General features: G+C 73.7%; 18 protein-coding genes. 3 read left to right on the forward strand and 15 right to left on the reverse strand.

Annotation, left to right across the window (positions count from 1 at the left end; genetic code table 11):
* Positions 1-120 precede the first annotated feature (120 nt).
* The 5 genes from AB0D08_RS06285 to nrdR all read right to left on the reverse strand — a co-directional run bounded on the left by AB0D08_RS06285 (position 121) and on the right by nrdR (position 5761).
* Positions 121-669, reverse strand: a complete 549-nt coding sequence (locus AB0D08_RS06285) for a Clp protease N-terminal domain-containing protein (RefSeq protein ID WP_359886449.1) — start codon at positions 667-669, stop codon at positions 121-123.
* 2 nt (positions 670-671) lie between these two features.
* Positions 672-902 (reverse strand): hypothetical protein, encoded by a 231-nt coding sequence (locus AB0D08_RS06290; protein WP_033819012.1) that lies wholly within the window; start codon positions 900-902, stop codon positions 672-674.
* Between the two features lie 9 nt (positions 903-911).
* Positions 912-1964, reverse strand: a complete 1053-nt coding sequence (locus tag AB0D08_RS06295) for a PQQ-binding-like beta-propeller repeat protein (protein ID WP_359886452.1) — start codon at positions 1962-1964, stop codon at positions 912-914.
* Between the two features lie 234 nt (positions 1965-2198).
* Positions 2199-5084: a vitamin B12-dependent ribonucleotide reductase gene (locus AB0D08_RS06300; RefSeq protein WP_359886454.1), complete on the reverse strand. Its 2886-nt coding sequence runs from the start codon at positions 5082-5084 to the stop codon at positions 2199-2201.
* Between the two features lie 179 nt (positions 5085-5263).
* Entirely contained in the window at positions 5264-5761 is a 498-nt protein-coding gene (gene nrdR, locus AB0D08_RS06305; protein ID WP_033819015.1) for a transcriptional regulator NrdR, read from the reverse strand.
* Between the two features lie 378 nt (positions 5762-6139).
* Here nrdR and lexA point away from each other — a divergent pair, with 378 nt between their 5' ends.
* On the forward strand, positions 6140-6889 hold the full coding sequence (gene lexA, locus AB0D08_RS06310; RefSeq protein WP_033819042.1) for a transcriptional repressor LexA: 750 nt from the start codon (positions 6140-6142) through the stop codon (positions 6887-6889).
* 104 nt (positions 6890-6993) lie between these two features.
* On the opposite strand, the gene AB0D08_RS06315 is transcribed toward lexA, so the two are convergent.
* The 5 genes from AB0D08_RS06315 to AB0D08_RS06335 form a co-directional block, all read right to left on the reverse strand.
* Positions 6994-9129 carry an ATP-dependent DNA helicase gene (locus AB0D08_RS06315; RefSeq protein WP_304441486.1) on the reverse strand — a complete coding sequence of 712 codons (2136 nt, stop codon included), beginning with the start codon at positions 9127-9129 and terminating at the stop codon, positions 6994-6996.
* Positions 9130-9141: 12 nt separating this feature from the next.
* Positions 9142-10953 (reverse strand): IucA/IucC family siderophore biosynthesis protein, encoded by a 1812-nt coding sequence (locus AB0D08_RS06320; protein WP_359886458.1) that lies wholly within the window; start codon positions 10951-10953, stop codon positions 9142-9144.
* Entirely contained in the window at positions 10934-12289 is a 1356-nt protein-coding gene (locus AB0D08_RS06325) for a SidA/IucD/PvdA family monooxygenase (RefSeq protein ID WP_033819016.1), read from the reverse strand. The genes AB0D08_RS06320 and AB0D08_RS06325 overlap by 20 nt, the downstream gene beginning before the upstream one ends.
* A 71-nt stretch (positions 12290-12360) precedes the next feature.
* Positions 12361-13086 (reverse strand): GNAT family N-acetyltransferase, encoded by a 726-nt coding sequence (locus AB0D08_RS06330; protein WP_359886498.1) that lies wholly within the window; start codon positions 13084-13086, stop codon positions 12361-12363.
* The gene (locus tag AB0D08_RS06335; RefSeq protein ID WP_233288956.1) at positions 12978-14696 is read right to left on the reverse strand and encodes an IucA/IucC family protein; all 1719 of its coding nucleotides are present in this window, start codon (positions 14694-14696) and stop codon (positions 12978-12980) included. Before AB0D08_RS06335 ends, AB0D08_RS06330 begins: the two co-directional genes overlap by 109 nt.
* 343 nt (positions 14697-15039) lie before the next feature.
* On the opposite strand from AB0D08_RS06335, the gene AB0D08_RS06340 reads away from it, so the two are divergent.
* Both AB0D08_RS06340 and AB0D08_RS06345 read left to right on the forward strand, forming a co-directional pair.
* Positions 15040-16179, forward strand: coding sequence for a hypothetical protein (locus AB0D08_RS06340; protein ID WP_033819018.1), 1140 nt, complete (start codon positions 15040-15042; stop codon positions 16177-16179).
* Positions 16180-16225: 46 nt separating this feature from the next.
* Positions 16226-17371 carry a hypothetical protein gene (locus tag AB0D08_RS06345; protein WP_359886461.1) on the forward strand — a complete coding sequence of 382 codons (1146 nt, stop codon included), beginning with the start codon at positions 16226-16228 and terminating at the stop codon, positions 17369-17371.
* A 141-nt stretch (positions 17372-17512) separates the two neighbouring features.
* Here AB0D08_RS06345 and hflX read toward each other — a convergent pair whose 3' ends face one another.
* From hflX to miaA, 5 genes are all read right to left on the reverse strand, one after another.
* Positions 17513-19012, reverse strand: coding sequence for a GTPase HflX (gene hflX / locus AB0D08_RS06350; protein ID WP_033819020.1), 1500 nt, complete (start codon positions 19010-19012; stop codon positions 17513-17515).
* Positions 19013-19109: 97 nt separating this feature from the next.
* Positions 19110-21374: an HD domain-containing protein gene (locus AB0D08_RS06355; protein WP_051811978.1), complete on the reverse strand. Its 2265-nt coding sequence runs from the start codon at positions 21372-21374 to the stop codon at positions 19110-19112.
* 182 nt (positions 21375-21556) lie between these two features.
* Positions 21557-22459 carry a diaminopimelate epimerase gene (gene dapF, locus AB0D08_RS06360; protein ID WP_359886464.1) on the reverse strand — a complete coding sequence of 301 codons (903 nt, stop codon included), beginning with the start codon at positions 22457-22459 and terminating at the stop codon, positions 21557-21559.
* Between the two features lie 73 nt (positions 22460-22532).
* The gene (locus tag AB0D08_RS06365; RefSeq protein ID WP_033819022.1) at positions 22533-23009 is read right to left on the reverse strand and encodes a hypothetical protein; all 477 of its coding nucleotides are present in this window, start codon (positions 23007-23009) and stop codon (positions 22533-22535) included.
* 247 nt (positions 23010-23256) lie between these two features.
* Entirely contained in the window at positions 23257-24201 is a 945-nt protein-coding gene (gene miaA / locus AB0D08_RS06370) for a tRNA (adenosine(37)-N6)-dimethylallyltransferase MiaA (protein ID WP_033819023.1), read from the reverse strand.
* Positions 24202-24274: the final 73 nt, after the last annotated feature.

Genomic DNA, 24274 nt, shown 5'->3' on the forward strand with positions numbered 1-24274 from the left:
TCAGTACACGCGGTCATCAGATCATATCGATTCAGCACACGGACTCAACCGACCAGTTGACGTTCCGTTGTGCAAACCGAACCCTCTGCATCCGTACAACTGCACATGAACAGTCGCCATTCACCCCAGAGCGACCTCCACATCCCGCTCGACCTCCGCCGGATCGAGACCCGCGTCACGCACCACCCGCACCGCCAGCCCACCACCTTCACGCAACAGGCCGAGCAGCAGGTCACCGGCCTCCAGCCGGCGGCTCCCCCGGCCGACGGCCGCCTGCAGGGCCAGCGTCAGGGTCTTCTTCGCGCGGTCCGTGAACCGGATCGCACCCCGGCGCCGGTTCGTGGACGGTCCGGGCGCCGGATCGAGCGCCCCCGCCCCGAAATTCGCCTCGACCGCCTCCCGAACCGCGGCGAGGTCGATGCCGATCGCCGCCAGCGCCTGCCCGTCGACCTCGCCCCCGGGGCCGCCGAGCAGCCGCAGCACCGCCCGGCGGGCGGCCTCCTGGTCCAGCCCGGCGTCGACGAGGACCGCCGCGGCCGGGTCCGGCCTGCGGCCGAGCACGCCGAGCAGCAGGTCCTCGGTCCCGACGTACGGGTGCCCCATCCGCTCGGCCTCCAGCCGGGCCAGGGTCACGACCTGGCGAGCACCCTCCGAAAATCGCTCGAACATGGTCAGTCCTCTCCGATTCCCGACAGCTTGCGCGCGTACTTCTTGTGCACGGCCTGCCGGGTGACCCCCAGGCAGACCGCGATCTCGTGCCAGGACCAGCCCCGGCCACGGGCATTGCCCACCTGGAGCTCTTCCAGCCGGTCCGCCAGGTCCCGCAGGGCCCGCACCGCCCGCAGCCCGACGGCCGGGTCGCTGCCGCCCGCGGCCTCCGCGAGTTGCTTCGTTTCGCTCATGATGTCAACCTAGGTTGACGACCCGGATGTGTCAACCCTCGTTGACAACCCTGCCGCACCCGTGGCCCACCCCAGCGCCAGCCCCTTCAGCGTCCCCTTCCCCGAGACGGCCACCCGGCCCCCACCCAAGCCGTGCAGCGCGGAGATCCGCCGGCCCACCGGCTGCCGCCCGAGCACCCGGCCGTCGGCGTCCAGCCTCAGCAGCGACCCGCCCTCGTCGACCACCACGAAGCCACCGCCGACCTCGGCGACACCCCACGCCGACGCGGGACCGCCGGCCACGGTCCACAGCCGCCGTCCGTCGGCCGGATCCACCGCCACCCACCCGGCCCGCCGCTCCCGGAGCCACAGCACCGCGCCGCACAGCTCGGGTGCCCGAGCCGCCAGGTCCGCGTCGTGCGAGAACCAGCTCCCGGCCGTCCCCGCCGAGCGCCGCAGCAGCACCAACGCCCGCGGGCCGCACCGCACCACGCAGCGGTCGGGGTCGAGCGCGGTGAACACGGGCTGCAACTCCGCGTCCGCCACCGCCCCGTGGGCTGCCGCTCCGGGCAGGCGCCACCGGGCGAGCTCCGCGCCGGTGCGCGGGTCGACCAGCCACACATCGAGGCCCGAGCCGCACAGCACCCCGCCGCCCCAGACCAGCGGGTGCCCCGTACGCACGGGCTCCGTTCCGCGCCACAGCGGCCGCCCGTCCCCCAGGTCGAACGCGGCGAGCGGGGTGTATCCGCGCCACCCGCCGACCAGCACCACGCCGTCCGCCACCACCAGATGACCGGTGTGCCGGGGCAGCCGGGCGCTCCACACCACCGTTCCGTCGGCCAGGTCGCGGCAGTCCAGGGTGTCCGGCGCCTGGGGCAGCACCAGGCACCGCCCGTCGGCGACCACCACCGCGCGCGGCCAGGTCCCCCCGGGCACGTCCCAGCGCGGGGCCCCGTCGCCCGCGTCCAGACCGACCAGCCGGGTCCGGCGCTCGTGCACCACCACCAGGCCCTCGCCCGCCGCCACCGCCGAGTGCGCCCCCGACTGATGAAGTGCCCGCTCCCAGAGCGTCTCCACGATCATGCACCCACCCCACCACGGCGATCGCCGGAACGGGGCGGCCGGGCAGGGCCCGGGCGCCGGACAGCAGAACGGGAGGGACCGGCCGAAGCCGATCCCTCCCGTGCGACGTGGTCGCTCACCCGCGCGAGCCCCGCGAGCCGTCCGAACCGTCCGAGCCGTCCGAGCCGTCCGAGCCGTCCGAGCCGTCTGTACCGGTCACCCGGGCCGGTCCGGCCCCGGGCGCTCCGGTGTCGGTCAGCTGCAGCCGCTGGTCGAGCCGCAGCCCTCGCAGAGGTAGCAGCTGCCGGCCCGCCGCATCTTCGTCCCGCAGGAGAAGCACAGCGGTGCGTCGGCGCTCAGGCCGAGCTGGATCTCCGCCAGTTCGATGGAGTTGTGCGCCTTCGCGGTCGCCGGGGCGACGGCCTTCGGCTGCTCGGCGGCCGGCTTGGGGGCGGCGGCCAGCGGCGCCGACTGGGCCAGGCCCTCGACGTCCAGGTCCTCCTCGACGGGCTCGTAGGAGCCGGTGTCCAGGTGGCGCTGGCGCTCCTCGACGGAGTGGATGCCTAGCGCGGAACGGGTCTCGAACGGCAGGAAGTCCAGGGCCAGGCGGCGGAAGATGTAGTCGACGATCGACTGGGCCATCCGCACGTCCGGGTCGTCGGTCAGACCGGCCGGCTCGAAGCGCATGTTGGTGAACTTCGAGATGTACGTCTCCAGCGGGACGCCGTACTGGAGGCCCACGGAGACCGCGATGGAGAAGGCGTCCATCATGCCCGCGAGGGTGGACCCCTGCTTGGACATCTTCAGGAAGACCTCGCCGAGGCCGTCGTCCGGGTAGGAGTTGGCGGTCATGTAGCCCTCGGCGCCACCGACCGTGAAGGAGGTGGTGATGCCGGGCCGGCCCTTGGGCAGGCGGCGGCGGACCGGGCGGTACTCGATGACCTTCTCGACGGTCTTCTCGGCCGCCGGGGCGGCCTCGGCCACCGCGGCCGCCGGGGTCTTGGTCTTCGCCGAGAGCGGCTGGCCGACCTTGCAGTTGTCGCGGTAGATGGCCAGCGCCTTGACGCCGAGCTTCCACGCCTCGAAGTAGATCTCCTCGATCTCCTCGACGGTGGCCACCTCGGGCATGTTGACCGTCTTGGAGATCGCGCCGGAGATCCACGGCTGGATCGCCGCCATCATCCGCACGTGGCCCATGGCGGAGATGACCCGCTCACCCATCGCGCAGTCGAAGACCTCGTAGTGCGCGGGCTTCAGGCCGGGGGCGTCGACCACGTTGCCGTGCTCGGCGATGTGGGCGACGACCGCCTCGATCTGCTCGTCCTGGTAGCCGAGGCGCTTCAGCGCCCGCGGCACCGTGCCGTTGACGATCTGCATCGAGCCGCCGCCGACCAGCTTCTTGAACTTGACCAGGGCGAGGTCGGGCTCGACACCGGTGGTGTCGCAGTCCATCATCAGGCCGATCGTGCCGGTCGGGGCGAGCACCGAGGCCTGCGCGTTGCGGAAGCCGTTGTGCGCGCCGAGGCGGAGCACCTCGGCCCAGGCCTCGGTGGCGGCGGCCCACACCGGGGCGTCCAGGTCGTCGACCGCGACGGCCGCCGCGTTGGCGTCCGCGTGCTGCTTCATCACCCGCTGGTGCGGGGCCGCGTTGCGGGCGTAGCCCTCGTACGGGCCGACGACGCCGGCCAGCTCGGCGCCGCGGCGGTAGGCGGTGCCGGTCATCAGCGAGGTGATGGCGCCGGCCAGCGCGCGGCCGCCCTCGGAGTCGTAGGCGTGGCCGGTGGCCATCAGCAGGGCGCCGAGGTTGGCGTAGCCGATGCCCAGCTGGCGGTAGGCGCGGGTGGTCTCGCCGATCTTCTCGGTCGGGAAGTCGGCGAAGCAGATGGAGATGTCCATCGCGGTGATGACCAGCTCGACCACCTTGGCGAAGCGCCCGGCGTCGAAGGTGTCGTCGTCGTTCAGGAACTTCATCAGGTTGAGCGAGGCGAGGTTGCAGCTGGAGTTGTCCAGGTGCATGTACTCGGAGCAGGGGTTGGACGCGTTGATCCGGCCCGACTCCGGGCAGGTGTGCCAGTGGTTGATGGTCGAGTCGTACTGGATGCCCGGGTCGGCGCAGGCCCAGGCGGCCTCGGCCATCTTGCGGAACAGCTTCTTGGCGTCGACGGTCTCGATGACCTCGCCGGTCATCCGGGCCCGCAGGCCGAACTCGGTGCCGTTCTCGACCGCGGTCATGAACTCGTCGGACACCCGGACCGAGTTGTTGGCGTTCTGGTACTGGACGGAGGTGATGTCGTCCCCGCCGAGGTCCATGTCGAAGCCCGCGTCGCGCAGCGCGCGGATCTTCTCCTCCTCCTTCACCTTGGTCTCGATGAAGGCCTCGACGTCCGGGTGGTCCACGTCCAGGACGACCATCTTGGCCGCCCGGCGGGTCGCGCCGCCGGACTTGATGGTGCCGGCCGAGGCGTCGGCGCCGCGCATGAAGGAGACCGGGCCGGAGGCGTTGCCGCCGGAGGAGAGCAGTTCCTTGGAGGAGCGGATCCGGGAGAGGTTCAGGCCGGCGCCCGAGCCGCCCTTGAAGATCATGCCCTCTTCCTTGTACCAGTCGAGGATCGACTCCATGGAGTCGTCGACGGCCAGGATGAAGCAGGCGGAGACCTGCTGGGGCTGCTTGGTGCCGACGTTGAACCAGACCGGCGAGTTGAAGCTGAAGACCTGGTGGAGGAGGGCGTGGGTCAGCTCGTGCTCGAAGACCTCGGCGTCCTGCGGGGAGGCGAAGTAGCCGTTCTTCTCGCCGGCGGCGCGGTAGGTCAGCACCACCCGGTCGATGATCTGCTTCAGGCTCCACTCGCGCTGCGGGCTGCCGACGGCGCCGCGGAAGTACTTGGAGGTGACGATGTTGACCGCGTTGACCGACCAGAAGTCGGGGAACTCCACGCCGCGCTGCTCGAAGTTGACCGAGCCGTCCCGCCAGTTGGTCATGACGACGTCGCGCCGCTCCCAGCTGACCTCGTCGTAGGGGTGCACGCCAGGGGTGGTGTAGATGCGCCCGATCCGCAGGCCGCCCTCGGGGGCCTTGCCGGCCGCCTTGGTCGCCTTGCCGGCCTTCGACCCGCGCGCGGAACCGCTCGTCGTGTCTGTCACTTCTGGTCCTCCTCCTGGGCAAACGCCCTGGGCGCCCCGAACCTTCCGGGCACCACTGGTTCGCTTCTCCTGGTGTGCGGGCAGCCGGTCGGCCGGCCGCCGTGCACCTTTTACTACGGTTTGTGCGCGTTCTTCGGGCGCGCGGGGGCCCCGGAGGGCCGCAAGGGTACGGCCGCCCGCTAGGGGGCGGCGGCGGGGACCGGCACGGGTGCGCAGTCCTCCGCGTCGCGGGGCCGCTCGACGCGCAGCTCCGCGATGGCGGCCTCGAAGTCCTCCAGACCGTCGAAGGCCTTGTAGACACTGGCGAACCGCAGGTAGGCGACCACGTCGAGCTGCTTCAGCGGCCCGAGTATGGCCAGACCCACGTCATGCGTGGAGAGCTCGGCGCTGCCGCTGGCCCGCACGCACTCCTCGACCCGCTGGCCGAGCTGCGCCAGTGCGTCCTCGGTGACCGGCCGGCCCTGACAGGCCTTGCGGACGCCCGAGATCACCTTCTCCCGGGAGAACGGCTCGGTGACACCACTGCGCTTGATGACCATCAGAGTGGCCGTCTCCACGGTGGTGAAACGGCGGCTGCAGTCCGGGCACTGACGGCGACGGCGGATCGAACTTCCGTCATCGCTGGCGCGGCTGTCCACCACGCGACTGTCCGGGTGCCGGCAGAAGGGGCAGTGCACCTGAGGACTTCCTCCCTGGCGGCAAGACATCGGACTCCGACACTCTACCGGACCACAACCTGTGGGTACGAGCGAGGAGACTAGCCACTAGATCTGGGAGTCGAGGCGCGACGCGCCGGAACGGGTCGAGATCCCTGCGCGGAGCGGAATACACTGTTCGGGTCGAACATTTAATCGATGTACACCCAAAGCCTTGATCGAGTCAGCTAACTCCTTGATAATTCACTCGAACGTGTGTTTGGCGCAACCTTTCGATAGGTGCACCAGTTGAGCTGCACAAGGGAGAACGCCTGTCGAATGAGGGCCGCCATGAACACGGTAGAAGCAAGGACCGCCATTCCGGTGCAGGAGCGCTCTGCGCGCACCGCGGACCAGAGCATGGACCACAGCATGAGCCAGAGCCAGCCGATCGAGCACGCCTCGGCGCAGGACGCCGTGCTCGTCCCGACCGCCCCGCCCCGCGCGATGCCCGGCCGCCCCCCGGGCATCCGCACCGACGAGGCCGGACTGACCGAGCGCCAGCGCCGGGTCATCGAGGTGATCCGGGACTCCGTCCAGCGCCGGGGTTACCCGCCGAGCATGCGCGAGATCGGCCAGGCCGTCGGCCTGTCCAGCACCTCCTCGGTCGCGCACCAGCTGATGGCGCTGGAGCGCAAGGGCTTCCTGCGGCGCGACCCGCACCGCCCGCGCGCCTACGAGGTCCGCGGCGTCGAGGTCGCCCGGCCGAACACCGCGGAGACCGCCGGCCGGCCCTCCACCTCGTACGTGCCGCTGGTCGGCCGGATCGCGGCCGGCGGCCCGATCCTCGCCGAGCAGACCGTCGAGGACGTCTTCCCGCTCCCCCGTCAGCTGGTCGGCGAGGGCGAGCTGTTCGCGCTCACCGTCCGCGGCGACTCGATGATCGAGGCCGCCATCTGCGACGGCGACTGGGTCACCGTCCGCCGCCAGCCGGTCGCCGAGAACGGCGACATCGTCGCCGCGATGATCGACGGCGAGGCCACCGTCAAGCGCCTCAAGCGCGAGGACGGCAAGATCTGGCTGATGCCGCACAACCCCGCGTACGAGCCGATCCCGGGCGACAACGCGACCATCCTGGGCAAGGTCGTGGCGGTCCTGCGCCGCCTCTGACGGACCCGCGCACCACCCCCGGGGGCTCCGGGCCGCACCCACCGCGGCCGGGGCCCCCGCGGCATTCCCCGGACCGGGGGCGCGCCCCGCGGGGGCGCCCCGGCTCAGGTGGTGGGCGTCGTCGTGCGCTTGGTGACTGGGCGGACCGGTGGGGCGGAGGCGTCGATGGCGGCGAGCGAGCGGCGGACCTGGTTGCGGTCGGTGGTGTACCAGAAGTCCGGCATGGAGGACCGGAAGTAGCCGCCGTACCGGGCGGTGGCGAGCCGCGGGTCGAGGACCGCGACGATGCCCTTGTCGTCGGCCGCGCGGACCAGCCGGCCGGCGCCCTGCGCCATCAGCAGGGCGGCGTGGTTGGCCGCGACCGCCATGAAGCCGTTGCCGCCGCGCTGTTCGACGTCCTTCTGCCGGGCGCTCATCAGCGGGTCGTCGGGCCGCGGGAACGGGATCCGGTCCATCACCACCAGCTGGCAGGCGGAGCCCGGTACGTCCACGCCCTGCCACAGCGAGAGCGTGCCGAACAGGCAGGTGGTGGCGTCCGAGGCGAACTCGCGGATCAGCTCGCCGAGGGTGTCCTCGCCCTGCAGCAGGATCCGGTTGTCGAGCCGCCCGCGCAGCGCCTCGGCGGCGGCCTGGGCGGCCCGCATCGAGGAGAACAGACCGAGGGTGCGCCCGCCGGCCGCGCCGATCAGCTCGGTGAGCTCGTCCAGCATCTCCGGCCGGTCGGGCTCGCGCCCGGGCGCGGGCAGGTGCTTGGCGACGTAGAGGATGCCCTGCTTGGGGTAGCTGAACGGGGAGCCGACGTCGATGCCGCGCCAGTACGGCGGGGCGTCCTCGCCCTGTTCGGGCTCGGGTTCGGCGGCCGAGCGCTGGTCCGGCAGGCGGCTCTCGGCGGGCAGACCGAGCGAGCCGGCCACGCCGTTGAAGTCGCCGCCGAGCTTGAGGGTGGCGGAGGTGAGGACGACCGAGCGGTCCTTGTAGAGGTTCTCCCGCAGCAGCCCGGACACGCTCAGCGGGGCGACCCGCAGCGAGGCCGCGCCGAGGCCGAAGCGGTCGGCCCGCTCGATCCACACCACGTCGTACTCGGAGTCCTGGAGCAGCCGGTCGGCGGTCTCGTGCAGGGTCTCGGCGGAGGCCATCGCCTGCTTGCGGACGGCGTCCTCGTCGCTGAGCGAGCGGTCCCTGGTCTCGCCGAGCGAGGTGATCACCTGGCGGCAGGCGTCCCGGATCCCGGCGACCGCGTAGGCGAGGTACTCGGGAAGTTCCTCGACCCGGCCGGGCTGGGCGGTCTCCATCAGGCCGTGGTAGTTCTCGGCGGCGGCCTGGAGGGCGTCCACGGCCTTCTCGTTGGCGAGCTTGGCCGCCCGCCGCACGGCCCGGTTGACGGCGTGCACCGACAGCTCGGCGGTGGCGGCGCCGGTCACCCGGTTCACCAGCTCGTGCGCCTCGTCGATGATCAGCAGACCGTGCTCGGGCAGCACCGGGGCGCCCTCGATGGCGTCGATCGCCAGCATCGCGTGGTTGGTGACGACCACGTCGGCGAGCTTGGCCCGCTCGCGGGCGGCCTCGGCGAAGCACTCGCCGCCGTACGGGCAGCGGGTGGCGCCCAGGCACTCCTTGGAGGTGACCGAGAGCTGGGCCCAGGCCTTGTCGGAGACGCCCGGGGTGAGGTCGTCGCGGTCGCCGGTGTCGGTCTCGCCGGCCCACTCGCGCAGCCGCAGCACGTCCTGACCGAGCTTGCCGGACGGTCCGCCGAGCGCCTCGACCGGGTCGAACAGGCCCTCGCCCTCGTCCGCCGGGGTGCCCTCGTTGGCCCGGTGCAGGCAGAGGTAGTTGGAGCGGCCCTTGAGCATCGCGAACAGCGGGCGGCGGCGCAGCACCGGGTGGAGCGCGTCCACCGTCCGGGGCAAGTCCCGCTCCACCAGCTGGCGTTGCAGCGCCAGGGTGGCGGTGGCGACCACCACGCGGTCGCCGTGGGCGAGCGCGGGCACCAGGTAGGCGAGGGACTTTCCGGTGCCGGTGCCGGCCTGGACGAGCAGGTGCTCGCCGGTGTCGACCGCGGCGGAGACCGCCTCGGCCATCCTGACCTGGCCGGGCCGCTCGACGCCGCCGACGGCGGTGACGGCGGCGTGCAGCAGCTCCGGGAGCCGGGAGGCGGGGACGGCGCCCGGCAGGTCGTCCGGGGCTTCGTCGGCCGGTGCGTCGTCGCCCGGCCCGGTGAGGGATGCGGAGTCGTTCGTCATGACGGGCCAAGCCTACGGGGCGGGAGTGACAATCCGGGCCCGTTGGACGGGCAGCCCGATCGGGGCCGCGGGGTGGAGCGCGTTGTCGACCTGGCCGTGGACGGCGGCGTGCGGGCGCTCGGGCCGGTCGCGGTAGCCGTCGAGCAGCAGCCGGTTGCGGTTGAGGCAGAGCCGGTCGATCCGCGGGGTGAGCAGGTCGAAGAGCGCGAACCGCTCGGCGAGCTCCGGGAAGCGCCGCTGGTGGGCCAGTACCTCCTCGCGCAGCAGCGCCCAGAACTGCGGCTCGGGCACCCGCAGCTGCTGCTCGAACAGCGCCGCGAGGTAGCGGTACACCCCGATGAACAGCCCGGCGTGCAGGAACTGGCAGAGCTGGTCGGGGCGCTGGCGCAGCAGGACGCCGGCCACCTCGGGCGGCAGCCGCTCCAGCTCGGGCAGGTCCTGGTCGGTGAGGTTGATGTCGTCGACGAAGTCCTTGACGGCGAGCCGGACCGGGACGTCGTGCTCGTCGAAGAGCAGGATCGCGTTCTCGCCGTGCGGGGAGAACACCGTGCCGTAGCGGTACAGGAAGTGCAGCAGCGGCGGCAGCATCACCGCGAACAGCCGCTGCAGCCAGGCGGTGGGGGTGAGACCGGAGCGGGCGACCAGTTCGGCGGCGAGGGCGCGGCCGTCGGAGCCGGTCTGCAGCAGCGCGGCCAAGGTGCGGCCGCGCTCGCCGGGTTCCAGGTGGCCGTCCAGGGACTCCCGCCAGATCGCGCCGAGCAGCTCCTTGTACTGGTAGGGCGCCTCGGGGAGATCGCGGTAGAGCGGGTGGTCGACGGTGACGGAGGCGATCTCGCCGAGCAGGACCACCCGGCACTCCTCGCGCAGGAACGGGTCGCGGTCCCGGATGCCGTGCACCCAGGCCGTGACGGCGGGCGCGGCCAGTGTGCGGTCGGTCGGCAGGCCGCGCCAGACCAGGGTGTTGAGGACGGAGAGCGGCAGCTTGACGGTGCAGCGCTCGGGCCGGGTGAGGTTGAAGAAGCTGCGGATGGACTGCTGCGGCAGCCGCAGGTCGCCGTCGCCGCCCAGCGGGACGATCCGGCCGTCGGCGATCCAGGGCGCGAACAGCGGCACCACCACCTCGTCCCACTGCCAGGGGTGGACCGGCAGCAGCAGGTACTCGCCGGCCCGGTCGCCGAGCGGGGCGCGCAGCCGGTCCGGGGTGTCGAGCTCGCGCTCGTAGAGGTCGGCGGCGCCGCGGAACTCGGCGAGGCTGCGGTGCACGGCGATCCAGGGCAGCTCGGCGGGGGTGCGGGCCTCGGGCGCCCAGCGGGCGGCGTCCTGGGCGGAGAAACCGATCCGGCCCTTGTTGGGCACGATCCAGGGGTGGCCGCTCTGCCGGCCCTCCAGTTCGACGTGGCCGAGTCCGGCGAGTTCGGCGGCGGTGAGTTCGGTGCCGAGCAGGCGGGTGTCGGCGATCAGGGTGGCGGTGAGTTCGCGGACCAGGTGGCCGGCGGTGTCGCCGGTCAGGCCGAGCAGGTGCCGGGCCCGCTGGACGAAGCGCAGCGGGTCGGCGTCCCCCTCCGGCGGGCAGTGCACCGAGTCCGGGTCGACCTGCCAGCTGCCGTACGCGCCGCGGCGGGCCCGGAACCGGTAGGCGGCGCCGGGGAGTTCGAGGACGTACCGGTCGCCGTCCCCGGGTCCGTCCGGTACCGGGGTGATCAGCTCCTCGTACGCGAACTCGCCGAGCAGTTTGGCGAGCAGCCGCCGCCCGGCCCGCTGCCAGTGCTCCTGGGTGAGGTGCGGAGGCAGCCTCAGTGGCTGCTCAGCGGATGGCTGCGGCACGGTTCTCCTCCTGGGGTCGAGGGAGCAGGGCGGCGGTGGGCGGGGCGAAGCTGGTCCAGGCGGTGCGGGTGGGCAGCTGGTGGACCGGCCTTCCGGCGACGGCGTTGAGGATGACGGCGGCGCGGTGGGCGCCCAGACCGAGGTCCGGGGCGCCGACCCCATGAGTGTGCAGCTCGGCGTTCTGGACGTACAGGGCGCCGGTGAGACCCGGGCGGGTGGCCACCCGGTGGTCGGCGTCGACCCGGTAGCGGCCCTGGTCGTCCCAGTCGATCAGGGCGGCGATCGGGTCGAGCAGCGCGGGGCGGACGGCCCGGTAGCCGGTGGCGAGCACCACCGCGTCGGTGCGGACCAGGTGCTGGACACCGGAGTCGGTGTGCCGGCAGCGCAGCTCGAGTCCGCCGCAGGGGCCGGCCTGGGCGTCGGTGACGGCGGTGCCGGGGACGATCTCCACCGGGTCGGCGTCCAGCGGGCACCCGACGGTGCGCTCGTAGAGGTGGTCGTGGACGGCGGCCAGGGTCTCGGCGCTGGCGGCCTTGTGGAGCTGCCACTGGGCCGGTACCAGGCGGTCCCGGGTGTCGGCGGGCAGGCCGTGGAAGTAGCGGGTGTAGTCGGGGGTGAAGTGTTCCAGGCCGAGTTTGGAGTACTCCATCGGGGCGATGGCCCGGCTGCGGGTGAGCCAGCGCAGCCGGGTGCCGTCGTCGCCGCGGGTGCGCAGCAGGTCGAGGAAGACCTCGGCGCCCGACTGGCCGGAGCCGATCACCGTGATGTCGCGGGCGGCGGCCAGGGCCGGCCGCTGCTGCAGGTAGTCGGCGCTGTGCCGAACCATGGGGTGGCCGGCCAGCCCGGCGAAGGCCTCGGGGCTGACCGGCCCGGTGCCGACGCCGAGCACCACGGCGCGGGCGTGCAGCGGCCCGGCGGCGGTCTCGGCCCGGTAGAGCCGCTCGGCGGCGTCCCAGTGCAGGGCGGTGACCTCGGTGGCGAAGCGGCAGTTGGGCAGGCGTTCGGCGGCCCAGCGGCAGTAGTGGTCGTACTCGCGGCGGGGCAGCTGGAAGCGCTCGGCGAAGTAGAACGGGAACAGCCGCTGCTGGTCGCGCAGGTAGTTGAGGAAGGACCACGGGTTGGTCGGGTCGACCAGCGTGACCAGGTCGGCCAGGAACGGCACCTGCATCCGCGCGCCGTCGACCAGCATGCCGGGGTGCCAGCGGAACTCCGGCCGGGCCTCGCAGAACAGCGTGCGCAGGCCGTCGGCCCGGTCGGCGAGTGCGGCGAGGGACAGGTTGAAGGGGCCGATGCCGACACCCAGGAGGTCGTACGGATCGGGCTGCGGGTTGTCCATGCCATCCAGTTCGGGGAGAGGGGTCGGGGCCGGGGCGCGGATCGGCCGGGTGCGGCCGGCCGGAACGGCGGTCAGCCGGCGCGGCGGCGGACCATCAGCGCGGCCCGTTTGCCGGGCAGCCGCAGTTCGGCGGCCTGGTCGAAGCCGGCCCGGTGGAAGGCCCGCACCGAGGGGGTGTTGCGCAGGTCCGGCTCGGCGACCACCTGCTCGCAGGCCGGGCGGCGGGCCAGGATCCGGTCGGCCAGTGCGGCCAGCAGCAGGCTGCCGAGTCCGCGGCCGCGCGCCTCGGCGGGGCCGAGCAGCAGGTGCACGCCGGTGTCGTGCGGACGGGCCGGGTAGTGCAGGGCGAGCGGGTCGAGATCGGCCCGGTAGACCTCCCAGTAGCCGATCGGGACACCGTCCAGCAGGCCGAGGCATGGGACGCTGCGGCCGTCGCCGTCGAGTTGGGCGCGCAGGTGCCGGGCGGTGGTGGCGGGTGGCCCGGCCAGCTCCCAGTAGGCGTCCACGGCCGGGTCGTTCATCCACCGGGTGAGCAGGGCGAGGTCGGTGGCCGGGCGGACCGGGCGCAGCCGGAACTCGCCGGCGGCGGTGGGCATCGGCCCCCAGTGGGCGACGCCGTCCAGCGGATCGGACGGCGGGCCTGTGGGCGGGCCGATTGGCGGCGGGCCGGTGGGTGGGCCGGTGGGTGTCACGCCACCGCCACCGGGTTGGCGATGGTCACGTAGACGGACTGGGTCTCGACCGGGCCGACCAGTTCGTCGAGGCCGTGCAGCCGGGTGAGCAGGTTGGCCTTGCAGCGCAGGGTCGGCGAGTCCAGCAGGTGGGCGGGGAGTGAGGAGCCGGTGGCGGCCGCGGCGGGCCCGGCCAGGAAGGTGCGCACCACCGCGAGCAGGGCGCCCTCGTCGGCGAGGCCCTGCGAGCCGAGTCCGCCGACCAGCCCGAGGAGGTGGTTGATGCCCAGGTAGTAGGCGAACCGCTCGTCGGCGACCTGGTCGGCCACGAAGGTGTCGCTGTGCGCGCCGAGGCCGGGCAGCCGGGCGGTGAGGCGCCGCTCGTGCGAGGCGCGGTAGTAGTAGCCCTGGTTGTCCCGGTAGCGGCCGCCGACCGGCCAGCCGGCCGCGTCGAGCAGCGCCAGGCTGTTCTGCTGGTGGGCCTCCAGCGCGATGCCGGCCCGGCCGTCGAGCCACAGCACGGGCAGCACCACGGCGTACAGGTAGCGCCGCAGCCACTCGGCGGTGACGGCGGGCAGCGCGTCGCCGGTGCGGGCGGCCAGCTCGCGCAGGATGTCGGAGAGCTGGGAGTGCATCCGCTCCAGCGGCTGTTCGGCGATCAGGCCGGCCACGCACAGGGCGCGGTCGGCGGGGCCGAAGGGCTGCCGGCGCAGCACGGTGTCCAGGCCGCCCGGGTCGCCGAGCGCGGGGTGGTCGACGCCGATCCAGGCGGGGTCGCGGACGATGTCGAAGCCGGGGTGCGCGGCCCGCCACTCGGCGCCGAGGCCGGCCTCCAGCAGCCGGTGCACCTCCAGGCCGCGGTGCAGTTCCTTGCGGAGGTTCTCCCGGCGGGAGTTGGTGATCCGCAGCGCGAGCGAGAGCTTGAGCATCCACGGGGTGCCGGGGCGGCAGACCGTACGGACCGAGGAGGTGGGGTGCCAGGGTCCGCCGTGCTGGCCGAGGTCGTGCAGCAGACCGGCCTCGAGGAGCCCGGCGACGGCCGGGCGCCGGGCCAGCTCCCCGGCCTGCCAGGGGTGCAGCGGGAGTGCGGCGGTGCCGGGCGGCAGCAGGTCGGGGCGGCCGAGCAGCCGGGCGGTGAGCGCTTCGGCGGGCTGCCCGGCGGAGTCGGCGGCCAGCAGTTCCCGGTCGACGGCGTACCAGTGCAGCCGGAAACTGCCGTCGAGTTCGGGCGAGTACGCGGCGCTCTGTGCGGGGGCGAGGCCGTCGCGGCTCTTGGGGGTGGGGTGCAGCGGGTGGCCCAGCAGCAGGGACTGCTCGGTCCGCAGGAACGGGGTCGGTGCGGTGGCGGGGGCGGCCCTGCGGTGGGCCAGGAACTCGGCGGTGCGCCCGGCCGAGTCGGCCACCCGGGCGGCGAGGTCGGCGATCTGCCCGGCTTCGGGACGTTCGGCGGCGGCGCCCGCCAGCAGGGCGGCCACCGTGACGGCGTCCACCGGGCTGCGCGTCCCGCTGCCGGCGGTGACGGTGATCCGGCCGAACCGGTGCCAGCCGCAGCGCGACCAGTGCCGGACCGGTGCGGTCAGTTCGGCGGCCCCGCCGAGGACGGCGATCCGCAGCCGTCCGTCGCCGTCGGGGCGGGCGCCGGTCTCCCGGGTCCAGCACCGCAGCAGGCTCTCGGTGGCGGCCTGTTCGGCGGCGACGGCCGGGTCGGGGTGGAGCAGCGGGTCGGGGTCGAGCACCGGCTCCCCCGGGACGGCCGGTACGGCAGCAACGGCCGGGTGGAACGGTACGGCCGGCGGGGCTCCGGTGAGGGCGGTGCTCAAGGCTGCTCCTTCGGACGGGCTGGAGTACAGGTAAGGGCTACCTATCCCGCCTGCGCGAGCACAAGATCGGGTCACTCCTTCCGGTGAATGACGACCCATCACTCAGCCCTGCGGGTGACCGCCGTCACCCTGATGGCGGTAGGCAGTCACGAATCGGTGACCACTCGTCAACAGCTCGACACGGCCCGCCCCGCCGCCCCGGCCGGATGGGAGACTGCCCCGGGGGAACGTCGGCCGAGGATCCGGGGGCAACGAGACGATGGCATCGATACGCCGCGGGGCGGGCGCCGCCGCGCTGGCCCTCGCGGTCCTGGTGACCGTCCCGGCCTGCGGCCCGGACGGTGACGGCACCCGCGCCTCGGGCCTGCCCCGCAGCTGGGACGAGCTGAAGCACTGGCGTTTCGAGGACTGGGACCGCTGGGCCTCCCGGCACGTCTTCCGCAACCCGGAGGCCGGCGGGGTCTGGGACCCGGACACCATGGGCGGCGCCCCGGCGCAGCAGCCCTCCCCGGCCTCGGCCGCACCGCCGTCCGCACCACCCGGCGGCCCCACCACCGCCGCTGCCACCACAGCCCCCACCGGGACCGCCACCGCCTCCGCCGGCCCGGCCGCGTCCCCCGTGCCGGCCGTCGTCGAGGCCGTACCGGTGCCCCGCCCGTACACCCAGTACGCCGCCTCCGGGAAGGTCTTCATGACGGCGCCGGCCGGCGGCACCGGCCAGTGCTCCGCCACCCTGGTCGCCGACCCGGCCCACCCCGGCAGGAGCAACCTGGTCTGGACGGCCGCGCACTGCGTGCACGAGGGCAAGGACGGCGACTGGTTCAAGAACATCATCTTCGTGCCCGCCTACAACAGTTCGGGCGCCGCCAGCGGCGGCCGGAAGGCGACCCTGCCGGAGGTCGCGCCGCTCGGCCAGTGGTGGGCGGACCGGGTGATCACCTCGCCGCAGTGGACGGCCGAGGGCGGGCACTCCGGCAACTCGGCCAACCAGTACGACTTCGCGGTGCTCAAGGTGCACAACCCGGACGGCTCCGGGAAGTCCCTGGAGGAGGTGGTCGGCACCGCGGTCCCGGTCTGGTTCGACGCCCCGCGCGAGAAGCTCTCGGTCTCCGCCTGGGGCTACCCGGTCGGCCGCCCCTTCGACGGCCAGGAGCTGGACCGCTGCGACGCCGGCCCGCCGGGGCAGCTGTCCTTCGACCCGGCGCGGCCCGCGATGCTGACCATCGGCTGCACCATGACCTCCGGTGCCAGCGGCGGCGGCTGGTTCGCCACCGGGCCGGACGGCCGGCAGGCGCTGGTCAGCAACACCTCGATCGGCACCCTCGACCACACCTCGCTGAACGGCCCCTACCTGGAGAGCGTGGCCCGCCAGGCGCTCGACTACCTCTCCAGGAAGTAGCCCGCCCACCCGACCGACTCCCACTGACGCAACGGGGACCACCGACATGTCATCCACCCACCGGCGTTCCGCCGCGGCCTCGGCCGCCCTGCTCACCGTGCTGGCCCTGACCGCCACCGCCTGCGAGGACGACGCGGCCCCCAAGGCCGCGCCGCCGGCCGCCGCTCCGGCCTCGGCCGCCGCGTCCGGCAGTGCCAAGCCGGGCCTCAAGCTGCCGGACTCGCTGAAGGACCTGAAGAACTGGAGCGCGGACGACCTCGCCAACTGGGCCAAGGAGCACGGCTTCAAGCCCGAGGTGCTGAAGGGCTACTGGGACCAGGTCCGGATGGAGGCCGCCAAGGGCGTCAAGCCCAAGGAGGCCAACATCGCCGCCGCCAAGTCCCCGAGCCGCTCCGAGGTCCAGCTGCCGCCCGCCATCCCGGCCGCCGCGGAGAAGCACCCCTACGGCCCGGGCACCGCCGTGGTGGGCAAGATCTTCATGAGCGTCAGCCCCACCGCGGACGCCGAGTGCTCCGGCACGGTGGTCGCCGACCCGGCCCACCCCGGCAGGAGCAACCTGGTCTGGACGGCCGCGCACTGCGTGCACGAGGGCAAGGGCGGCAGCTGGTTCAAGAAGATCAGCTTCGTCCCCTCGTACAACCGCGCCGGCGCCGCCAGCGGCGGCCGCAAGGCCACCCTCAGCCAGCTCGCGCCGTACGGCGTGTGGACCGTCGAGAGCGGGCTGACCGGCCCCGGCTGGAGCGAGGAGGGCGACGAACGGGGCGGCCCGGCCAGCCAGTACGACTTCGCCGTGGTCCGGGTGCGCAACGAGGACGGCGACGGCCGCTCGCTGGAGGAGACCATCGGCGGCTCGGTCCCGGTCTGGTTCAACGCCCCGGCCGACCAGGTCACCGCCGCCTCCGCCTACGGCTACCCGGCCGACGCGCCCTTCGACGGCCTGGAACTGGAACACTGCGACTCCCGGGTCAAGCTGACCCCGTACGTCTACGACGCGGCCCGGCCGCCGATGAACGCGATGGGCTGCACCATGACCGGCGGCGCCAGCGGCGGCGGCTGGTTCGCCCAGCGCGGCGGCAGGCCGGCCCTGATCAGCAACACCTCGGTCGGCAACGACGCCGGCACCTTCCTGGCCGGCCCCACCCTCGGCAGCGAGGCGGAGAAGGTCTTCACCTACGTCAGCAAGAACCAGTGACCGGCCGCACGAGGACCTGAGCGTGGCGACCTGAGCGCGGGGGCCCGGCCGCGAGGGGACCCGGCCCGGACACGCAAGGGGCCCGGCACCCCCGAGGGGGTCCGGGCCCGCGTGCGTCGCGCGTACGGAAGCGGAAGCGGCTCAGCGCCGGACGGCCACCGCGTAGCGCTCCAGCTCGGCGGCCAGCTCGGCCGCCACCTTGGCGTGCACCAGGGTGCCGTCGCCGGTGTGCTCGGTGGAGAGCAGCTCGCCCTCCGCGTGCACCCGCGAGACCAGGTCGCCCCGGGTGTACGGGACCAGCACCTGCACCTCGACGGCCGGGCGCGGCAGCTCGTCGTCGATCAGCTTGAGCAGCTCGTCCATGCCCTGCCCGGTGCGGGCCGACACCACCAGGGCGTGCGGCTCGCGGCGCAGCAGCCGCTGGAGCACCAGCGGGTCGGCGGCGTCCGCCTTGTTGATCACCACGATCTCTGGCACGTTCTGTGCCTCGACCGAGACGATCACCTCGCGCACCGCGGCCAGCTGGGTCTCCGGCTCGGGGTGCGAGCCGTCCACCACGTGCAGGATGAGGTCGGCGTCGGCGACCTCCTCCATGGTGGAGCGGAAGGCCTCGACCAGGTGGTGCGGCAGGTGCCGGACGAAGCCGACGGTGTCGGCCAGGGTGTAGACCCGGCCGCTCGGCGTCTGGGCCCGGCGCACGGTCGGGTCCAGGGTGGCGAACAGCGCGTTCTCCACCAGGACGCCCGCACCGGTGAGCCGGTTGAGCAGGGAGGACTTCCCGGCGTTGGTGTAACCCGCGATGGCGACGGAGGGGACGTGGTTGCGACGGCGCTCCTGGCGCTTGGTGTCGCGGCCCTTCTTCATCTCGGCGATCTCCTTGCGGAGCTTCGCCATCTTCTCGCGGATCCGGCGCCGGTCGGTCTCGATCTTGGTCTCACCGGGACCACGGGTGGCCATGCCGCCGCCCGAGGAGCCCGAGCCACCGCCACCCATCTGCCGGGACAGCGACTGACCCCAGCCGCGCAGACGCGGCAGCATGTACTGCATCTGTGCCAGCGAGACCTGCGCCTTGCCCTCCCGGGACTTGGCGTGCTGGGCGAAGATGTCCAGGATCAGCGCGGTCCGGTCGACCACCTTGACCTTGACCACGTCCTCCAGCTGGATCAGCTGGCCGGGGGTGAGCTCACCGTCGCAGACCACGGTGTCGGCGCCGGTGGCGGCGACGATGTCGGCCAGCTCCCGGGCCTTGCCGGAGCCGATGTAGGTGGCGGGGTCGGGCTTGTCGCGGCGCTGGATCACACCGTCGAGCACCTCGGAACCGGCCGTCTCGGCCAGGGCCGCGAGCTCGGCCAGCGAGTTCTCGGCCTCCTCGACCGTCCCGCTGGTCCAGACACCGACGAGCACCACGCGCTCCAGCCGCAGCTGGCGGTACTCGACCTCGGTGACGTCCTGGAGTTCGGTGGACAGGCCCACCACACGCCGCAGGGCGGCGCGCTCGGAGCGGTCGTACTGGTCGCCGTCGTAGGAACCGAGGTCCTCGTCGATCGCCGCGAGGTCCTCGTCCATCAGGGCGTCGGCCTTGATGTCGGTGAGTCGGCGGGAGCTGCCCGCCGGGGTGCGGCTGTCGAACGTGGAGGTCATCTCATCCTTTTGCTGGTCGGAGGCCGGTTGGATCCGCCCGATGGCGGACACACCAGGAGTCTGCCCCTTGACCGCTCGGAAAACCACCGAGGACGGGCTACCCCTGCGGACCGCGGGCCGCACCGGCACTACTGCTGCCTTGCGTCAACGCCGCGGACCGGCCGTGAATTCCCCACGATGGTCGCACGCCGGGCCCGCCGGGGTCATCCGGATTACCCCCGCCCGGCCGGTACACGTCGTACACGCCGGACACCCGCAGCATCGCCCGCATCACCGCCGGCAGCGCACCGGCCGCGGGCAGGACGACGGTGTAGCTGTGCCGGACCCGCAGCTCGGTCGGGGGCCCGACCTCGGCGGAGACGATGTCCACGCCCTCGGCGGAGATCACCCCGGTCAGGTCGGCGAGCAGCCGGGGATGGTTGAGCGCCTCGGCGTACAGCGTGGCGCGGTACCCGCCGGCCGGCTCGGCACCGGGGATCCAGGCCGTCTCCAGCCCCTCCCGGCCGGCCTCGCGCATCTGCCCGCCGACCTGGCAGCCGGCGCGGTGCACCGCGACCGCGCCGCCGCGGATGGCGAAGCCGGTGACCCGGTCCGGCGGTACCGGGGTGCAGCAGCGGGCGAGGCGGACCGGCCCGCCCGGACGGCCCGCGACCGAGGCGGGCGGACCCGCGGGCCCGGCGGCGGGCCGGTCCGGCGAGACGGGCTGCCCGGCCGGCCGGCCGGCCTCCACCACCGGCGCGCCGGCCGGGTGGTCCGCCAGCCAGCGTTCGATGGCGAGCCGCGCCCCCGGGGTGCGGGTGTACTCCAGCCACCCGGCGTCCGGGCCGGAGGCGTCGCCGCCGCCGGTCAGGACGGCGAGCACGTCGCCGTCGCGCAGCGGTGTGGACAGCGCGGTGAGCCGGCCGTTGACCCGGGCCCCGATACATCGGTGCCCGCTCTCCTCGCCGAGCAGGTACGCGGCGTCCACGCAGCTCGCCCCGGCGGGCAGTTGCAGGGTCCCGCCGGTCTCGGTGACGACGGTGATCTCCCGGTCGTCGGAGAGGTCGGCGGTCAGCGCCGACCAGAACGCGTCCGGGTCCGGGGCCTCCTGCTGCCAGTCGAGCAGCCGGCTGAGCCAGCCCGGTCGGGCCGGGTCGGTGCGGTCGGACTCCGGGTCGTCCGGGCCGCCCTGCGCCGGATCCGCCTGGTCCGGGTCGCCGAGCGCGACCACCCCGAACTCGGCCACCCGCTGCATCCGGCGGGTGCGCACCAGCACCTCGACCACCTCGCCACCGGGCAGCGAGACCGCCGTGTGCAGCGCCTGGTAGAGGTTGAACCGGGGGGCGGCGATGAAGTCCTTGAACTCGCCGGGCAGCGGGGTCCAGCAGGTGTGCAGCTCGCCGAGGACGGCGTAGCAGTCGGCCTTCTCCTCGACCACCACCAGCAGCCGGCCGAGGTCGGAGGGGAGCAGTCCCTGCGGGCGGCCGTCCGGTCCCGCCACCGCGCTGCGGCCGAGCAGGACCCGGTGCGCCGAGACGTGGTGGCGCGGCCGGACGGTGACCGAGGCCGGCACCCCGGTCTCGGTCAGCTGCCGGGCGAGCGCCCGGGCGAAGGGTTCCAGGACGCCGTCCGGGCGGGCCCCGTGGGCGTCCAGCAGTGCGCCGGTCCGGGCGTACTCCTCCGGGTGGAGGGTGGCGAAGACGATGTCCTCCAGCTCGGCCTTGACCACCTGGATGCCGAGCCGGTCGGCGAGCGGGATCAGCACGTCCCGGGTGACCTTGGCGATCCGGACCTGGCTGGCGGGCTTCATGTGACGGATCGTCCGCATGTTGTGCAGCCGGTCGGCGAGCTTGATCACCATCACCCGGACGTCGTCGCCGGTGGCCACCAGCATCTTGCGGAAGGTCTCGGCCTCGGCGGCGGCGCCGAAGTCCACCTTCTCCAGCTTGGTGACGCCGTCGACCAGGTAGGCCACCTCGGGGCCGAAGTCGGCGCTGACCTGATCCAGCGTCACCTCGGTGTCCTCGACGGTGTCGTGCAGCAGCGAGGCGACCAGGGTGGTGGTCCCGGCGCCGAGTTGGGCGAGGATCATGGTGACGGCGAGCGGGTGGGTGATGAACGGCTCGCCGCTCTTGCGGGTCTGCCCGCGGTGGCTCTCCTCGGCCGTCCGGTAGGCGCGCCCGAGCAGGGCGAGGTCGGCCTGCGGATGGTGCACCCGGTGGGCCTGCACGATCGGCTCGATCGCGTCCGGGACCGGGCCCCGGCCGGTCGCCAGCAGGGCGGCGCGGCCGGCCCGGCCGAGTGCGGCCCGGCTGAGCCGGGGCAGCGGGCGCTTGGGCACGGTGTACGGGACGGCCCCGTGCTGGCCGGCTTCGATGGTCATCTGCACCTCCGGCAGCGATCACCGGAGCGAAGTCCGACCCGGTGGTCCATGCTACCGAGCACAGCACGTTCCGCGACCGCCTGCTCCCACTCCGTCAGTCGAATCACCCGATCAGGGGGATTCACGGACAACAGAACGGGGCAAAGCGGCCGCACTCCCCCTCGGCCCGCGGTGCGGCGTCCTCAGCTCGCCGGCAGGCCCAGCCAGGCCCGGTCCAGGGTGCCGGACGCGACGATCACGGCGGGACCGGTCATCTCGACCCGGCCGTCCGGGAACTCCTCGATCACCAGCCGGCCGCCCGGCACGTCCACGGTGTACGCGACCGGCTCGCCGGTGACGGCGGGGTCGGCGCCGTCCCGCCGGGCGGTGGCCACCGCGACGGCGCACGCGCCGGTGCCGCAGGACCTGGTCTCGCCGGAGCCCCGCTCGTGCACCCGCATCGCGACGTGCCGCGGGCCGCGGTCGACCACGAACTCGACGTTGACGCCCTCCGGGTAGACCCCCTCCGGGCTGGTCAGCGGCGCGGTGTACAGGTCGCCCGCGTCGTCGAGGCCCGCCACGAAGGCGACCGCGTGCGGGTTGCCCATGTTGACGTTCAGGGCCGGCCAGCGGCGGGCGCCGACCGCGACCTCGATCCCGTCCGGTCCGGGCAGCGCGGCCCGGCCCATGTCCACGGTGACCTCGCCCGGGGTGCCGTCCGGTGCGTCCTCGGCCACCGAGACCTGCCGCACCCCGGCCCGGGTGGCGACCGCCAGCGGGCCCGGCTTCGCGAGGCCGGCCTGCACCAGGTAGCGGGCGAACACCCGCACGCCGTTGCCGCACATCTCGGCGATCGAGCCGTCCGAGTTGCGGTAGTCCATGAACCACTCGGCCCGGTCGGCCAGGTGTGCCGCGGCCGGGTCGGCGGCGGAGCGGACCACCCGCAGCATCCCGTCGCCGCCGATCCCGGCCCGCCGGTCGCAGACCAGCGCGACCTGCGCCGGGCCGAGGTCGAGCCGGCCGTCGAAGTCGGGGAGGATGACGAAGTCGTTCTGGGTGCCGTGGCCCTTGAGGAAGGGCAGGCCCGCCGGGGTGGAATCGCTCACGCCACGATCGTACTGATCCGGCCATCCGCGCGGGCGGTCGGTCCGGCCCACGGACGGCCGGGGCGGAACCGGGTCAGCCGCGGAGCTGGACCACGCGCCAGACCGCGAGGGCCACCGCGACGCAGGCCACCAGGGTGTAGACCAGGATCGCCCGCCAGCCGGCCCGTCGGCCGCTGCCGCGGCGCGGCACGCCCGGCCACTTGTAGCCGACCCGGCGGGCGGCCATCGCCCCCCAGCCGGTGGAGGCCGCTGTCAGCAGCAGGCCGAGCATCCCGATCATCGGGGAGGCGCTGTCGGGGCCGAAGGCGAGCGGGAAGGCGAACATCAGCGAGCCGAGGGTGGCCATCACCACGATCGGCAGCAGCTGCCACCAGCGCAGCCGGCGGCGCGGGCGGATCTCGCGTTCGTGCACCACGCCGGTGAGCTGGTCCAGGACGGGCAGGGCCACCGCGTACGAGGTGGTCGGCGCCACGAGCTCCGGCAGCTGGTCGTCGACGCGCTGGGCGTCGCCGGGCAGCTGCTCGGTCTCGGGGCCGGTACCGGTCGACACGCGGCCTCCCCCTGACGCTTCGACACGAGCTGACGGGCTCGCGGACGGTGGGGCCGAGCGGATGCGTCCGACCCCAGGTGCTACCGATGATGGCATGTCCAGGGTCGCCGACAGGACCTCGCGGGGGTCGTCGGGTGATCCGTGGCCAGGACGTGATCGGCCTGTAACCCCCGGTTCGCGACGATTCTGCGGCTGCCGGTGCACCTGCACGGGCCGATGGCCGAAAACCGTCCCCGGGAGGGCCGGGTCAGGCCGCCGGGTGATCCGCGATCAGCTCCAGCGAGCGCTCCAGCAGCGCCACCGGGTCGGTCCCGGCCGGCCGGGAGAGCCAGTGGATCCGGTCGTCCCGCCGGAACCAGGACTCCTGCCTGCGGGCGAACCGCCTGGTCGCCCGGACCGTCTCGGCCTTCGCCTCGTCCTCGGTGCACTCCCCCGCGAAGTGCGCCAGCACCTGCTGGTAGCCGAGCGCGCGGGCGGCCGTGCGGCCCTCGCGCAGACCGGCCAGCTCCAGGGCGCGCACCTCGTCGAGCAGCCCGGCCTGCCACATCCGGTCGACCCGCAGCCCGATCCGCTCGTCCAGTTCCGGACGCGGCACCTGGACGCCGATCTGCACCGCGTCGTACACGGCGGTGTGGCCGGGCAGGTTGGCGGTGAAGGGCAGCCCGGTGATCTCGATGACCTCCAGCGCGCGGACGATCCGGCGCCCGTTGCTCGGCAGGATCGCCGCCGCGGCGGGCGGGTCCAGCTCGGCCAGCCGCCGGTGCAGCAGGCCGGGGCCGTCCGCCTCCAGCTCGGCCTCCAGCCGGGCCCGCACGGCGGGGTCGGTGCCGGGGAACTCCATCTCGTCGATGGCCGCCCGGACGTACAGCCCCGAGCCGCCGACCAGGACGGGGGTGCGGCCGGCCGCCAGCAGCCGGTCGATCTCGGCCCGGGCCAGCCGCTGGTACTCGGCCACGCTCGCGGCCTCGGTGACGTCCCAGATGTCCAGCAGGTGGTGCGGGATGCCGCCGCGCTCCTCGACGGTCAGCTTCGCCGTGCCGATGTCCATGCCGCGGTAGAGCTGCATCGAGTCGGTGTTGATCACTTCGCCGCCGAGGCTGCGGGCGATGGCGACCGCCAGGTCGGACTTGCCGGCGGCGGTCGCGCCGACCACCGAGACGACGCGGGGCGGGAGCGGGTGGGTGCTGGTCACGGTTCCAAGTCTCGCAAAGGGCCGGGCCGGCCACCGGTTCGGGTGTTTCAGATGCATATGGAGAGGTATGTGA

The sequence above is a fragment of the Kitasatospora sp. NPDC048540 genome, assembly GCF_040651175.1.
In the GTDB taxonomy this organism is placed as follows: domain Bacteria; phylum Actinomycetota; class Actinomycetes; order Streptomycetales; family Streptomycetaceae; genus Kitasatospora.